The organism is Pseudomonas sp. stari2, from assembly GCF_040760005.1.
GTDB lineage: Bacteria > Pseudomonadota > Gammaproteobacteria > Pseudomonadales > Pseudomonadaceae > Aquipseudomonas.
Genome location: NZ_CP099760.1, coordinates 4614294 through 4627324, shown reverse-complemented (window position 1 = coordinate 4627324; position 13031 = coordinate 4614294). Strand labels below are relative to the sequence as shown.

Genomic DNA, 13031 nt, shown 5'->3' with positions numbered 1-13031 from the left:
ATGGGCCTGCACTTCAGTCCGTCAACGGCTGATCAGTGCAACGAGCTGGTCGAAGCGACTATTGGCAACCCAGCCCAACAATCCAAGAACCACCGCTGTGGCACCTGCGGAGTAGGCGAGACGGTGCTTGATGGCTTTGACGTCTCCCTTTACTTCGTCCATGTCACGGCGGATGTACTTGAGGTGGGTTTCCAGCTCGGTGACACGAGGTTCCATAACGGTTTCTCCAGTGTTTTTGGTACAGCTGTTGAATTCGGCTTTTTGACTGGCGCGACTGTCGGAGAGGGGGGCAACCGGACTCACTGGCATTCTTGCTTTATGGCTGTGCATGGAAATACCCGCCTGCTGCCATGAGTTTCTGCCGGCAGAAACGGCTACTCGAATGATCGAAAGTCCTGATGATGTTTTGACTCATTACCTGCACATCCTTGTGTTATCGGGTTGAAAATTGTTGCCACCGACACACGGTGTACCAATGGCCAGGGTGGGTCAATTGAGCCGATTCCTTACATTCCGTACGAAAAAATACCGCCTTGTAGGACGAGTGAAAGGGGGTACTGGAAATACTTGGGATTGCGACGGCTCTTTTACGTGCCGTGAGGGTCAAGATGTCCCGAGCTGATTCAATTCCGGGAGTGACACAAAATGAGTGAACGCAGGGCATTGTTAATTCTGCATGGCAAGCAGGCACTCAACGAAGCGGTTCGTGCCGCTGTTGAGCGCAAACGCAAGCAGGGCTGGGAATTGGCTGTACGCCTGACCTGGGAAGCCGGCGATGCCCAGCGTCTGGTCGAAGAAGCTCTGGCTGCCGGATTCGGGCAGATCATTGCTGGCGGTGGCGATGGCACCTTGCGTGATATCGCCGAGGCCCTGGCGGCTCACCCGGGCAAGGCCAGTCTGGTGTTGTTGCCTCTGGGCACTGCCAACGATTTTTCTCGCGCGGCCGGTGTTCCTCTGGAGCCGGATGAGGCACTCGAGTTGCTTGATGCACCTGCCTGTGAGATCGATCTGGGGGAGGTGGGCGGGCAGATATTCCTGAACATGGCCACGGGCGGGTTTGGCAGTCAGGTCACCGCCAATACCTCGGAAGATCTGAAAAAGGTACTCGGGGGCGCGGCCTATCTGTTTACAGGCTTGTCGCGATTCAGTGAGCTGCACGCCGCCTATGGCGAATTGCAGGGGCCGGATTTCCATTGGCGCGGTGAGCTGCTCGCGCTGGGCATCGGCAACGGCCGCCAAGCGGGCGGAGGGCATGTATTGTGCCCAGAGGCATTAGCGGATGACGGCCTGCTGGATATCAGCATCCTGCCGGCCCCGCAGGAATTGGTTGGCACACTGAAAAATCTGCTCAGCGACGGGTTCGGCATCGACAACATGTTTGTGCGCACGCGTTTGCCGTGGGTCGAAATCAAGGTCGCCGAAGGGCTCTGCATCAATCTCGATGGCGAGCCTCTGGAAGGAGACAGTCTGCGGTTTGCGGCGCGTCCGGCGGCGTTGCGTGTGCACTTGCCGGAAAACTCGCCGCTATTGGGCAGGACGCCGCGCGTCAGTCGTCCAGACTGATGATCTGTTCCCGTACGGCAAACAGCACCAGCCCGGCCACATCGTAAATCTGCAGGCGTTTCATGATCTGCGAGCGGTGAGTTTCCACGGTCTTGATGCTCAGGCCCAGACCATTGGCGATCTCGCGGGTGGACTTGCCGCGCACGATCAGGCGCAGGATTTCCAGCTGGCGCGCTGTCAGGTTATGTGAGTCGGCGACTTCCGGTTGCAGCTTCTGATTGCGGGTCAGTGCCTGATTGATCACAGTGTGGGCGATGGCCGGGCTCAGGTAGCGTTCATTGTTGCGCAGGGCTTCCAGCGCATGTTCGAGCTCGGTGGCCGTGGTGTCCTTGAGCAGATAACCGTGGGCACCGGATTCCAGTGCCTGCATGATCAACGCAGGGTCGGTGTGCATCGACAGAATCAGCACCTTGCTGTGCGGACGAACCCGTCTGAGCCGTTGCAACGCCTCCAGGCCGCCGGTTTCTCTCATGGAAATATCCAGCAAGACGATATCGGGGTTCAGTTGCTCGACCATTTCAAGCAACTGCGAGCCGTCATTGGCTTCGCCGATTACCGCATAACCGGGAATATCCAGCACCAGAGCGCGCACGCCGGCCCTGATCAGCGAGTGGTCATCCACCAGAAGTAAGTTACAAGTCAACGCATAACCTTATTCGTACTGGCCCGCTCGAGTGCACGGGGCGCCCAGGGGAATAGTGCTTCGATTTGAGTGCCTTTGCCCGGTTCGCTCGTCACGCTCAGGCTGCCGCCCAGTTGCTCGATCCGCTCGGCCATCCCGGCCATGCCTCGTTGTCCTTCACGACCGGGATTGGCGGCCGGGGCAAAGCCCAGACCGTCATCGCTGATCAGCAGGGTCAAGCCTTGGGGAAGGCGTTGCACGCGGATCAGCAGGTTCTTGGCCTGCGCATGACGCAGGATGTTGGTCACGGCTTCCTGGGTGATGCGGAACGCGGCGACTGCCATTTCTTCGGGAATGCCGTTCAAACGCTGCTGACAGTCCAGGCTCCAGTGCACCGAAGTGTTGGTCAATGTCTTGAGCAGATGCGCACGCAGACTGGCTTCCAGGCCAAGGCTGGTCAGTTGCCGTGGATTGAGAATGGCCGAAACGTCGCGGACTTTATTGAGGGTTTCCTCAAGGGTGTCGCAGAGTGCCGAACACTGTTCCTGCAATTCGTCCGGCAGCCGTCGCTTGAGCCATTCGCTCTGCAGCTTGGCGGCGGTCAGCAACTGGCCAATATCGTCGTGCAATTCGCGACTGAGGCGGTGACGTTCGTTTTCCTGAACTTCGAGTAATCGATCGGCCAGTTCCTGAGGCTGAAACTTAATCGACTTGCGCGACAGGCGATGCTGTGTCCAGACACAGCCGGCAGCTGCCAGATTGATCAAAAGCAGACCAAACGACAGCGGTGCAGACAAACCATAAGTCAGCAGGCTGCCCACCGCCGCGCCAATGCAAAGCGTGAGCGTGAACCTGCGCGCGTTTTCTCGGGAGGGTGGCCATGTGGTGATTGACTTGAGGCTGGCGTACATAGCGGATGGAGCCAATGGATGTTCGCTGCGGGTAGACCGGGCGGAGTGGCCGGCGGTCTCTGTCTGAAAATCTGTGATTCAGGTTGTTGGTTTCAATACGGTTCAGTGATCGATAATTGACTGCCAACTTCGGTGGGGCCCGATCATTGAAGTCACTGTGCCATTAAGTGAAAGCAACTAACGGGCGGCATAATACCACTTAACATACCGTTGGTCGCGTTCACCCTATATGTCCAAAGAGTCAGGAATTACGCCATTTGGACGCGAGTTCCATAATGGAAAAAGTTGATTTATTGGGATCGATAATTATCGATGAAACCTGAAGTTTTCAATTTTCATACACAGGTAAACCCTGACTTCAACGATGGCCAGTCTGCATGTTGGAGCGTATTTATTTGAGGTTGTCGCTGGCAGGCATGAGTTATTCAATTGCGACATTCGATGGCTCGAACTAACGGCCTGCAATGGGCCCGGCGTGCACTCGATTACGCTTGCCGCTCCGCGTATGACACGAGGGACAAGGGTTTGGCACTAAGCGGCGGCTGAAACTGGCTCTGTCCGACCTGGAAGGCGAACGCTTCGATGAGGGACGTCTGCTCGCTTTCGTCCAGGCTCAACTGGCCGGTGCTCTGGTCGACCAGTTCAAGTTGCCAGGCCATCAAGGTGAAGCAATCTTTCAGGGCGTCGAGCGCCTGGGCATGCAGGTCGACATGATCCTGCGTCTGAGTGAGCAGGCCGTGCAGGTGCAGGCAGAATTCGGACACTGCCACCAATGCGAGGGCGTCAGCCTTGTTCGCCAGTTTGAGCAGGCTGCTGAGCATGCAGTCGATGGCGTCCTTGTCATTGCTGATCAGTTGTAAATGACTCAGGCACTCTTCGGACTTGGCCAGGAGCGTTTCAGCCTCGACAAGAAATTCGGGGAACCGCTGCGCCCACTCTTTACGGTCGTTCGGCATGCTTATCTCCACAACGTCATGTCTGATGAGCGAATGTCGTGTGTGTCGACGATCATGAACCGTCGTGAGATCGCGCCCTGCGGTGCCGAGGCTTTTGACAGGGGTTTCGAGAGGGTGAGTTTCCACTGACCTGCGATCGCACACAAAAGCCTGACTCCGTTCATGCAATGAGAATGGCGTCACATTAATGGCTATTGGATATTGCGAACATCAGGTTGGGCCTGATTGTTACTAGGGGAATCCCTTAGACACGGGAACCTGCCGCGCAAACCGAGGTCGCGCCGCAGAAAATGTAGCAGATGAAATCACGGAGGCAGTAAAGCATGATGTTAATGTGACATCAATGCCTTCTCATGGCATTTTGTAGGTGATTTGTATGGGGATCAAGATTGGCCGGAATCAGCCGATAACCCCCTTTAATGAATTCACCAGAACAGCCCAGGAGTCATTGATGGCCGGCATTCTCGATACGGTAGACCAACGCACGCAACTGGTGGGTGAGAATCGCCTGGAAATTCTCATGTTTCGGCTGGCCGGGCGCCAATTGTTCGCGATCAACGTGTTCAAGGTTCAGGAAGTCCTGCAACTGCCGAAGCTGACCCTGATGCCTCAGCGTCACCCGTTTGTCTGCGGTGTGGTCAACCTGCGCGGCCAGACCCTGCCGGTGATCGACCTGTCCCAGGCGATCGGCATGCGTCCGCTGGTACCGGGCCCCAACAGCACGATCATCGTCACCGAGTACAACCGCTCCGTGCAGGCGTTCCTCGTCGGTGGTGTGGACCGCATCGTCAACATGAACTGGGAAGCCATCCTGCCGCCGCCGACCAGCGCCGGCCGCCAGCACTACCTGACCGCCATCAGCAAGGTTGACGATCAACTGGTGGAAATCATCGACGTCGAGAAGGTCCTCGCCGAAATCGTGCCGTACAACGCCAAGGTTTCTCGCGACAAACTGGACGATCCGGTGCTGGAACGCGCCCGTGGCCGCGAAGTGTTGCTGGTGGACGACTCCAACGTGGCGCTCTCGCAATTGCGCGACACCCTCGGCCAGTTGGGCGTGAAGATGCATATCGCCAGCGACGGCCTTAAAGCCCTGAACATGCTCAAGGCCTGGGCGGACACCGGGGTGAACATGACCGACAAACTGCTGATGGTGTTCACCGACGCCGAAATGCCGGAGATGGACGGCTATCGCCTGACCACCGAAATCCGCAACGACCCGCGTCTGCGTGGCTTGTATGTGGTATTGCACACCTCGCTGTCCGGCAGTTTCAACGACTCGATGGTGAAGAAGGTCGGCTGTGACAACTTCCTCTCCAAGTTCCAGCCGGACAAGCTGGTCGATGTAGTTCGTCAGCGCCTGATGCTCGACGAAGTCCCGGCCTGATCACGACGCGGTTGCAGCGGAAGCGAGCTAGTTCGCTTCCTCATTCTCCGGCCTTTGATTCGGCGACCCAGCTCGTATAGGGTGGCGTTTTTCACCCATCAGGGAGTTGGCCATGCTGCGTCTGAGCGCGCTTTATCGTTACCCGTTGAAATCCGGCAAGGGCGAGGTTCTGCAAGGGATCGGCCTGGACAAACTGGGGCTTGAGGGCGATCGACGCTGGATGCTGGTGGATGAGGCCAGCGGGCGTTTCCTGACTCAGCGTGCCGAAGCGAAGATGAGCCAGTTGTCGGCGCTGTGGAATGCCGACGGTGGCCTGACCCTCGATGCGCCGGGGCATTCGGCGATCGATATCGCCTTGCCGGGCAACGAAGCCGAACTGCGCGGCGTGACCATCTGGCGCGACACCCTGCGCGTGCCTGATGCCGGCGAAGAAGCGGCCCGCTGGGTCAGCGAGTTCATCGGCAAACCGACCCGTCTGGTGCAAGTGCCGCTGGATCGCGCCCGTACGACTGCAGCCGGGTACGGCAACGATGACGACCAGGTGGCGTTCGCCGACGGTTTCCCGTTGCTGCTGATTGGCGAGGCGTCGCTGCAACATCTGTCGCAGGAAGTCGGGCGCCCGCTGGAAATGCTGCGGTTCCGGCCGAACCTGGTGATCGAAGGCAGTGAGGCGTATGCCGAGGATGGCTGGAAGCGCATCCGCATCGGCGATGTCGAGTTCCGCGTGGTCAAGTCATGCTCGCGGTGCATTCTCACCACCATCGATCCGCAGACCGGTGAACGCAGCGCTGACCGCGAACCACTGGCGACCCTGCAGAAGACCCGCGCCCAGGCCGATGGTGCGATGTTCGGTCAGAACCTGGTCAATGACAGCAACGGTCGACTCGAAGTCGGCATGCCGGTGGAAATCCTCGAGTAATCTGCCCCGAAACGAAAAATGCCCGTGTCCAAGGACACGGGCATTTTTTATTGCCGCAGAAAACCGTGGTTTCAGCCGCGGTATTCGCACAGGTAAGCGGTGTCGACGGCCACTTTCAGCTGAAACTTGCTGTTGGCTGGCACGTTGAACTGGCTGCCTGCAGCGAAGGTTTCCCAGTCGCTGCTGTCCGGCAGTTTGACGGTCAGTGCGCCGGACACCACGTGCATGATTTCACGCTGGCTGGTGCCGAATTCGTATTCGCCCGGGGCCATGACGCCGATGGTCGCAGGACCTTCAGCAGTGCCAAAGGCGATCGACTTGACGGTGCCGTCGAAGTACTCGTTGACTTTAAACATGGGCGATTCCTCTCGAAAAGGGCTTAAAAGGGTCAAAAAGGTTGGCCAGTATGCACAAGGCTCAGGGCGTCGTCACCTGCGCTAGAGCGGCAGCGCCAGCGGCAATAATCGGGCGGTATTACGTGCATCCTCCAGTGCCCGGTGCTGCTGACCGGTGAACTGCATGCCCGCCAGTTGCAGGGCGCCATTGAGTCCAAGAGGTCGTTCGAGACGTCGGGCCTTGGCAAAGCGTTGTTTGAGGTTCATGTGCGGCACACGGCTCAGCGCGCTGTCGAGTTGCAGGCGCTGCCATTCCTGAAGCAATTGCTTGCGGTCGTAATCGCCCCAGCTGGCCCAGCCTTCAAGGCGTGTCTGGTGCTGACCGAGCCAGCGCTCGAACGCCGGCCAGACGTCGGTCAGCGGCTGTGCCGCGTCGATATTGGCCTGGGTGATATGCGTGAGTTCGCGACAGAACGGCGTCAGCAGTGGCCGACGCGTCGGTTTGACGAAGCGTTGAAAGTGATCCTGCTCGCGACCGGCACGATCCACCAGCGTGGCGCCGATCTCGATGATCTCCATTTCCGTAACCGGCCAGCCACCCTCATCGGTGGTGGCTTCCAGATCTATGACCAGCCAATGGGGCATCGCAGGGTTCCTGATTTCCGCGTCCTGATTATTCAGAGCGTAGTCAAACCTTGCGGATGCGCGCGGTGACTACTCGACCTGCAACAGAACCTGACGATTTTTCACCTGATCGCCGACCTTGACCTGCACCCGCTTGAGTACGCCATCGATGCCGGCCTTGAGCGGGTGCTCCATTTTCATCGCCTCCAGCACCACCAGCAACTGGCCTTTGCTGACCGGGCTGCCTTCGCTGACAAGCACATCGATGATTGCGCCATCCATCGGGGCTTTCAAGGTGCCGGTGCTGACGCTGGTCTGACTGTCGATCACGGCATGAGTTCGATCCACCAGGCGCAGGCTGCCGGGACGGGTGAACAGCCAGAGCTGGTCGTCGTGCAGCCGATAGGCGTGGCGTCGGCGCAGGCCTTCGATTTCCAGGGATATCGAGCGTTCGTTGTATTCGATGAGCTTCAGTTCGAAGGCACGTTCAGCCACTTGAACCCGAACGATGCCATCTGGGGCGGCGAGCAAATGCACACTCCACGCCTGATCGTCGAGACCCAGCCGATAGTTCAGCGGCGCGCCAGCGTTGTTGCGCCAACCGGCCAGCGGTGTGCGGTGCGAACCTGCGGCGGATTGATAAAACAGCAGCGCCGCCACTGCGAGTTCTTCGGCGCTCGGTGTATGGGGATGCAGACAAGGATGATCGGCGAAGTGTTGCGGGATAAACCCGGTGCTGAACTCACCGCTGATGAACTGCGGATGCTGCAACAGACTGGCGAGCAGTCGCTGATTGCTCTGCACGCCGAGCAACACGCTGTCCTGCACCGCGCACAACAGTTTGCGCCGGGCCTCTTCGCGGGTCGCGCCGTGTGTGATCAGTTTGCCGAGCATCGGGTCGTAGAACGGTGAGATCGACTGACCTTCGATCAGCCCGTGATCAACCCGCGCCCCACGATCCAGCACCGGTGCCCAGGTTTCGACACGACCGGTCTGAGGCAGAAATCCCTGGGCCGGGTCCTCGGCGTAGAGACGCACTTCCATGGCGTGGCCTTCGAGTTTTACCTGCGCCTGGGTCAACGGCAGCGGCTGGCCTTCGGCAACCAAAAGTTGCCAGGACACCAGGTCCAGCCCGGTAATCAATTCGGTTACCGGGTGTTCGACCTGCAACCGGGTATTCATCTCCAGAAAGTAGAACTGGCCGCGGGCATCGAGCAGGAACTCAACGGTGCCGGCACCCACATAGTTCACCGCCCGCCCAGCCTTGAGCGCCGCTTCGCCCATCGCCTGGCGCAGTTCTTCGGTCATTACCGGGCACGGCGCTTCCTCGATGACCTTCTGGTGACGACGCTGGATCGAGCAGTCTCGTTCGCCGAGGTAAATCAGGTTGCCGTGCTGGTCGCCGAAAAGCTGAATCTCGACATGCCGTGGTTCGATCAGGGCCTGTTCGAGGATCAGTTCGTCGCTGCCGAATCCGTTGAGGGCTTCAGAGCGCGCCGTGCGCAATTGCGCCGTCAGATCCTCGGCGTGATGCACCAGCCGCATGCCGCGTCCGCCACCGCCGGCGCTGGCCTTGATCATCAGTGGATAGCCGATGCGTTCGGCTTCAAGGGTCAGGGTTGCGTCGTCCTGCTCGGCACCTTGATAGCCGGCGATGCACGGCACTCCGGCGGCGAGCATGGCAATTTTCGACTGGCGTTTGCTGCCCATCAGCTCGATGGCTTCGACGCTGGGGCCGATGAAGGTCAGGCCGGCCTGTTCGCAGGCGCGGGCGAATTCGGCATTTTCCGAGAGGAAGCCGTAGCCTGGGTGTATGGCGTCGGCACCGCTGCGCCGGGCGGCGTCGAGGATCGCCGGGATATTCAGGTAGGACTGTTGAACCGGTGCCGGGCCGATGTTCACTGCCTCGTCCGCCATTCGGACATGCAGCGCATCGGCGTCGGCGTCGCTGAACACCGCGACCGTGCGATAACCGAGGGCCTGGGCGGTGCGCTGGATGCGGCAGGCGATTTCACCGCGGTTGGCGATCAGGACTTTGTGGAGGGCGGGCATGGTGGTTTTTCCTGAATGTTGGCGGTGGATTGGAGGGCCTCATCGCGAGCTCGCTTTCGCAAGGTCAGGTGCTCCATCCGGGTTTGCGTTTTTGCACAAACGCCATCGTGCCTTCGATACCTTCGGCACCGGTCACGGCTTCGCTGAACCACTGCGCCGCTTCATCCAGCAATTCACTCGATGGTTGGCCGGCGCTGGCCAGCAAAAGTTTCTTGGTGGCGGCATTCGCTTCGGGGGCGCAGCACAGCACATGTTGCAGCACTTCATCCAAACGTTCGGCAAGCGCCTGGGAATCCTGCTCGACAAAGTGCACCAGCCCCAGACGCCGTGCCTGATGGCCGTCAAAACGCGCGGCGGTCAGCGCCAGGCGGCGGGCTTCAGTGAGGCCGATGCGCTGCACCACAAACGGCGCGATCTGCGCCGGCAGCAGACCAAGACTGGTTTCCGGCAAACCGAACTGCGCCTGATGATCGGCGATGGCGATATCGCTGACACAGGCCAGCCCGAAGCCGCCCCCGAGCACAGCGCCCTGCAACACGGTGATCAGCACTTGCGGCGCGTGCTGTGCTTCTTCCAGCAGTGACCCGAAGGCTCGGTTCAACTCGCGATAGGCTTCGCTGCCCTGGGCGCGGGCGTTGGCCATGTCCTTGATGTCGCCACCGGCGCAGAAATGCCCGCCGGCACCGCTGAGCACCAAGGCGCGCACGCTGCGGTCATCGCGCACAGTGGCCAGAATTGCGCGTAACTCGGCGACCATTTGCAGGCTCATGGCGTTGCGGCATTCCGGGCGATTGAGGGTGATGTGCAACACGCCGTTGTGCCGTTCCAGCAGCAGCGTCTGACAATCGGGCAGGGCGCTCATTTCTTTTTCCCCGGCAGGATGCCCATCAGTTTGCAGATGATGCCCAGCATGATTTCGTCGGCGCCGCCGCCAATCGACACCAGTCGCACATCGCGATAGGCACGGGCCACCGGGTTGTCCCACATGAAGCCCATGCCGCCCCAGTACTGCAGGCAACTGTCACTGACTTCGCGGCCGAGACGCCCGGCCTTGAGTTTGGCCATCGAGGCCAGTCGGGTGACGTCCTGGCCTTTCACGTATTGCTCGGTGGCCTGATAGACCAGCGCTCGCAGGCATTCGATTTCGGTCTGCAATTCGGCGAGGCGGAAATGGATCACCTGATTGTCGATCAGCGCGTTGCCGAAGGTCTTGCGCTCCTTGCAGTACTCGATGGTGCTGTCGACGCAGTATTCCAGGCCCTTGATCATGTTGGCCGCGCCGAACAGGCGTTCCTCCTGGAATTGCAGCATCTGCATCATGAACCCGGCGCCTTCATGGCCGATGCGATTGCGCTGGGGCACGCGTACGTTGTCGAAAAACACTTGGGCGGTTTCCGAGCTGCGCATGCCGAGCTTGTCCAGGTGCGAACTGAGGCTGATGCCCGGTGTGTTCATCGGTACCATGATCAGCGACTTGTTGACGTGCGGCTTGTCGTCCGAAGTGTTGGCCAGCAGGCAGATGAAGTCGGCGCTCGGCGAGTTGGTGATCCACATCTTGCTGCCGTTGATCACATAGTCGTCGCCGTCCTTGCGCGCGGTGGTCTTGAGCCCGGCGACATCGGAGCCGGCACCGACTTCCGAGACGCCGATGCAGCCGACCTGCTCGCCGGTGATCGCCGGGCGCAAAAACTCTTCGCGCAATTCATCGGAACCGAAGCGGGCGAGGGCGGGAGTACACATGTCGGTCTGCACGCCGATCGACATTGGAATGCCGCCACAGTGGATGGTGCCGAACTCTTCGGCGGCGACGATCGAATAGCTGTAATCCAGGCCCATGCCGCCGAATTTTTCCGGCTTGGAAATCCCCAGCAGACCGAGTTCGCCGGCCTTGCGGAAAATCTCGTGGATCGGAAAGCGCCCGGCCTTTTCCCATTCATCGACGTGCGGGTTGATCTCGTGCTCGACGAATTGGCGGACGGTGCGGCGCAGGGCTTCGTGTTCCGGGGTGAAGATCATTTTTATTGTTCTCCTTGAGTCCGTGGCAATCAGAACCGGCTGACGCCGAAGCTGTTGGGTTGCAACGTGCGGATGTCGGCTTCGTGGCAGATGTCCAGCAGGTAACCGAGCAGGGTTCGGGTGTCGCGCGGATCGATCAGCCCGTCGTCCCACAGGTTGGCGCTGCCGTAGAGGGCGGTGGACTGGCTGTCGAGTTTCTGCGCGGTGACCTGCTCCAGCATGTCGAGCATTTTCGGGTCGGGCACCAGGCCGTCCTTGAGCTGTTTGGCTTCGGTGACGATGCGCAGCACCTTGCCGGCCTGGGCGCCACCCATCACCGCAGTGCGGCTGTTGGGCCAGGCGAAGATAAAGCGCGGATCGAGGCCGCGCCCGCACATCGCGTAGTTGCCCGCGCCGTAGGAACCGCCGACCACGATGGTCAGTTTCGGCACCCGCGCATTGGCCACGGCCTGGATCAGTTTCGAGCCGTGCTTGATCACGCCGTGCTGTTCCGATTCGGTGCCGACCATGAATCCGGTGGTGTTATGGAAAAACAGCAGCGGTGTCTGGCTCTGGTCACACAGTTGAATGAACTGCGCTGCCTTGCTCGCGCCGTTGGGCGTGATCGGGCCGTTATTGCCGATGAAGCCGCAGGCGCGGCCCTGAATTTTCAGGTGGCCACAAACGGTCTGCTGATCGAATTCACCCTTGAACTCCAGAAAGCGTGATTCGTCGGCGATCCGCGCGATGATTTCGCGCACGTCGTAGGGTTTTTTCGGGTCGTCCGGGATCAGCCCGAGCAGTTCGTCTATGGGGTACAACGGTTCTTTGAATTGCGGTTCGGGCAGCCACGGCAGTTGTTCATTCCAGTTCAACAGGCTGACGATTTCCCGCACCTGACGCACGCCATCGGCATCGTTTTCGGCCAGGTATTCGGCGGTGCCGGCGACTTGCGCGTGCATCTCGGCGCCACCCAGTTCTTCGTCGGTGGCGACTTCACCGGTCGCTGCTTTAAGCAACGGCGGGCCGGCAAGAAACAGCTTGGCCTTGCCGCGCACCACCACCACGTAATCCGACAGCCCCGGCTGATACGCGCCACCGGCCGTGGCCGAGCCGTGAACCACGGTGATCTGCGGCAAACCCATGGCCGACATGCGCGCCTGATTGGCAAAGCTGCGTGCGCCTTCGACGAAAATCTCCGCCGCGTAATTGAGGTTGGCACCGCCGCTTTCGGCGAGGGTGATGACCGGCAGTTTGTTTTCCTGGGCAATCTGTTGCAGGCGCAGGGATTTTTTCAGACCCGACGGGGAAATCGTCCCGCCCTTGATCGCGCTGTTGTTCGCCACGATCAAGGCGCGCACACCGGACACGTAACCAATGCCGGCGATCAAGCCGCCTCCTGCCGAACTGCCGTCCTTGTCGTCGTGCAGTCTGTAGCCGGCCAGGCTCGCCAGTTCGAGGAACGGTGCGCCAGGGTCGAGCAGCAGGTTCAGGCGTTCGCGGGGCAGCAGTTGTCCGCGCTTGTCGAATTTCGGTTTGGCTTCGGCGGCCTTGTTCAGCAGGTTCTGCTCAAGTTGCTGAACTTGCTCGATAGCGGCGAGCATGGCTGCGCGGTTGCGGGCGAAGGCTTCGCTGTGCGAATCGAGCTGGGATTGAATGACCGGCAT

Annotated in this window: 13 protein-coding genes; 3 read left to right on the top strand and 10 right to left on the bottom strand. The window is 59.9% G+C overall.

Annotated elements, in window-relative coordinates:
• Nucleotides 1–21 precede the first annotated feature (21 nt).
• Nucleotides 22–330, bottom strand: coding sequence for a hypothetical protein (locus NH234_RS21055; protein ID WP_170929618.1), 309 nt, complete (start codon nt 328–330; stop codon nt 22–24).
• Between the two features lie 315 nt (nt 331–645).
• Between NH234_RS21055 and yegS the strand changes: the two genes are divergently transcribed.
• Entirely contained in the window at nt 646–1563 is a 918-nt protein-coding gene (gene yegS, locus NH234_RS21050) for a lipid kinase YegS (RefSeq protein ID WP_085730613.1), read from the top strand.
• Here the strand turns inward: yegS and NH234_RS21045 are convergent.
• From NH234_RS21045 to NH234_RS21035, 3 genes are all read right to left on the bottom strand, one after another.
• On the bottom strand, nt 1547–2206 hold the full coding sequence (locus NH234_RS21045; protein ID WP_085710728.1) for a response regulator transcription factor: 660 nt from the start codon (nt 2204–2206) through the stop codon (nt 1547–1549). The two genes, yegS and NH234_RS21045, sit on opposite strands and share 17 nt — an antisense overlap.
• Complete coding sequence (locus NH234_RS21040) at nt 2203–3096, bottom strand: sensor histidine kinase (RefSeq protein WP_085730614.1); 894 nt, start codon at nt 3094–3096, stop codon at nt 2203–2205. The genes NH234_RS21045 and NH234_RS21040 overlap by 4 nt, the downstream gene beginning before the upstream one ends.
• A gap of 485 nt (nt 3097–3581) precedes the next feature.
• Complete coding sequence (locus tag NH234_RS21035; RefSeq protein ID WP_085730615.1) at nt 3582–4052, bottom strand: hypothetical protein; 471 nt, start codon at nt 4050–4052, stop codon at nt 3582–3584.
• Nucleotides 4053–4503: 451 nt separating this feature from the next.
• Here NH234_RS21035 and NH234_RS21030 point away from each other — a divergent pair, with 451 nt between their 5' ends.
• Nucleotides 4504–5439, top strand: coding sequence for a chemotaxis protein CheV (locus tag NH234_RS21030; protein ID WP_003226705.1), 936 nt, complete (start codon nt 4504–4506; stop codon nt 5437–5439).
• A gap of 112 nt (nt 5440–5551) precedes the next feature.
• On the top strand, nt 5552–6358 hold the full coding sequence (locus NH234_RS21025) for an MOSC domain-containing protein (RefSeq protein ID WP_367254190.1): 807 nt from the start codon (nt 5552–5554) through the stop codon (nt 6356–6358).
• A gap of 71 nt (nt 6359–6429) precedes the next feature.
• Here NH234_RS21025 and NH234_RS21020 read toward each other — a convergent pair whose 3' ends face one another.
• The 6 genes from NH234_RS21020 to atuC form a co-directional block, all read right to left on the bottom strand.
• Nucleotides 6430–6714, bottom strand: coding sequence for a pyrimidine/purine nucleoside phosphorylase (locus NH234_RS21020; protein WP_007940055.1), 285 nt, complete (start codon nt 6712–6714; stop codon nt 6430–6432).
• Between the two features lie 81 nt (nt 6715–6795).
• Complete coding sequence (locus NH234_RS21015; protein ID WP_085730617.1) at nt 6796–7338, bottom strand: exonuclease domain-containing protein; 543 nt, start codon at nt 7336–7338, stop codon at nt 6796–6798.
• A gap of 69 nt (nt 7339–7407) precedes the next feature.
• Nucleotides 7408–9369 carry an acetyl-CoA carboxylase biotin carboxylase subunit gene (locus NH234_RS21010; protein ID WP_367254187.1) on the bottom strand — a complete coding sequence of 654 codons (1962 nt, stop codon included), beginning with the start codon at nt 9367–9369 and terminating at the stop codon, nt 7408–7410.
• A gap of 64 nt (nt 9370–9433) precedes the next feature.
• Complete coding sequence (locus tag NH234_RS21005) at nt 9434–10231, bottom strand: enoyl-CoA hydratase-related protein (protein WP_085730619.1); 798 nt, start codon at nt 10229–10231, stop codon at nt 9434–9436.
• Entirely contained in the window at nt 10228–11385 is a 1158-nt protein-coding gene (atuD, locus tag NH234_RS21000; protein WP_367254185.1) for a citronellyl-CoA dehydrogenase, read from the bottom strand. Before atuD ends, NH234_RS21005 begins: the two co-directional genes overlap by 4 nt.
• Before the next feature lie 29 nt (nt 11386–11414).
• The gene (gene atuC / locus NH234_RS20995) at nt 11415–13031 is read right to left on the bottom strand and encodes a geranyl-CoA carboxylase subunit beta (RefSeq protein ID WP_367254183.1); all 1617 of its coding nucleotides are present in this window, start codon (nt 13029–13031) and stop codon (nt 11415–11417) included.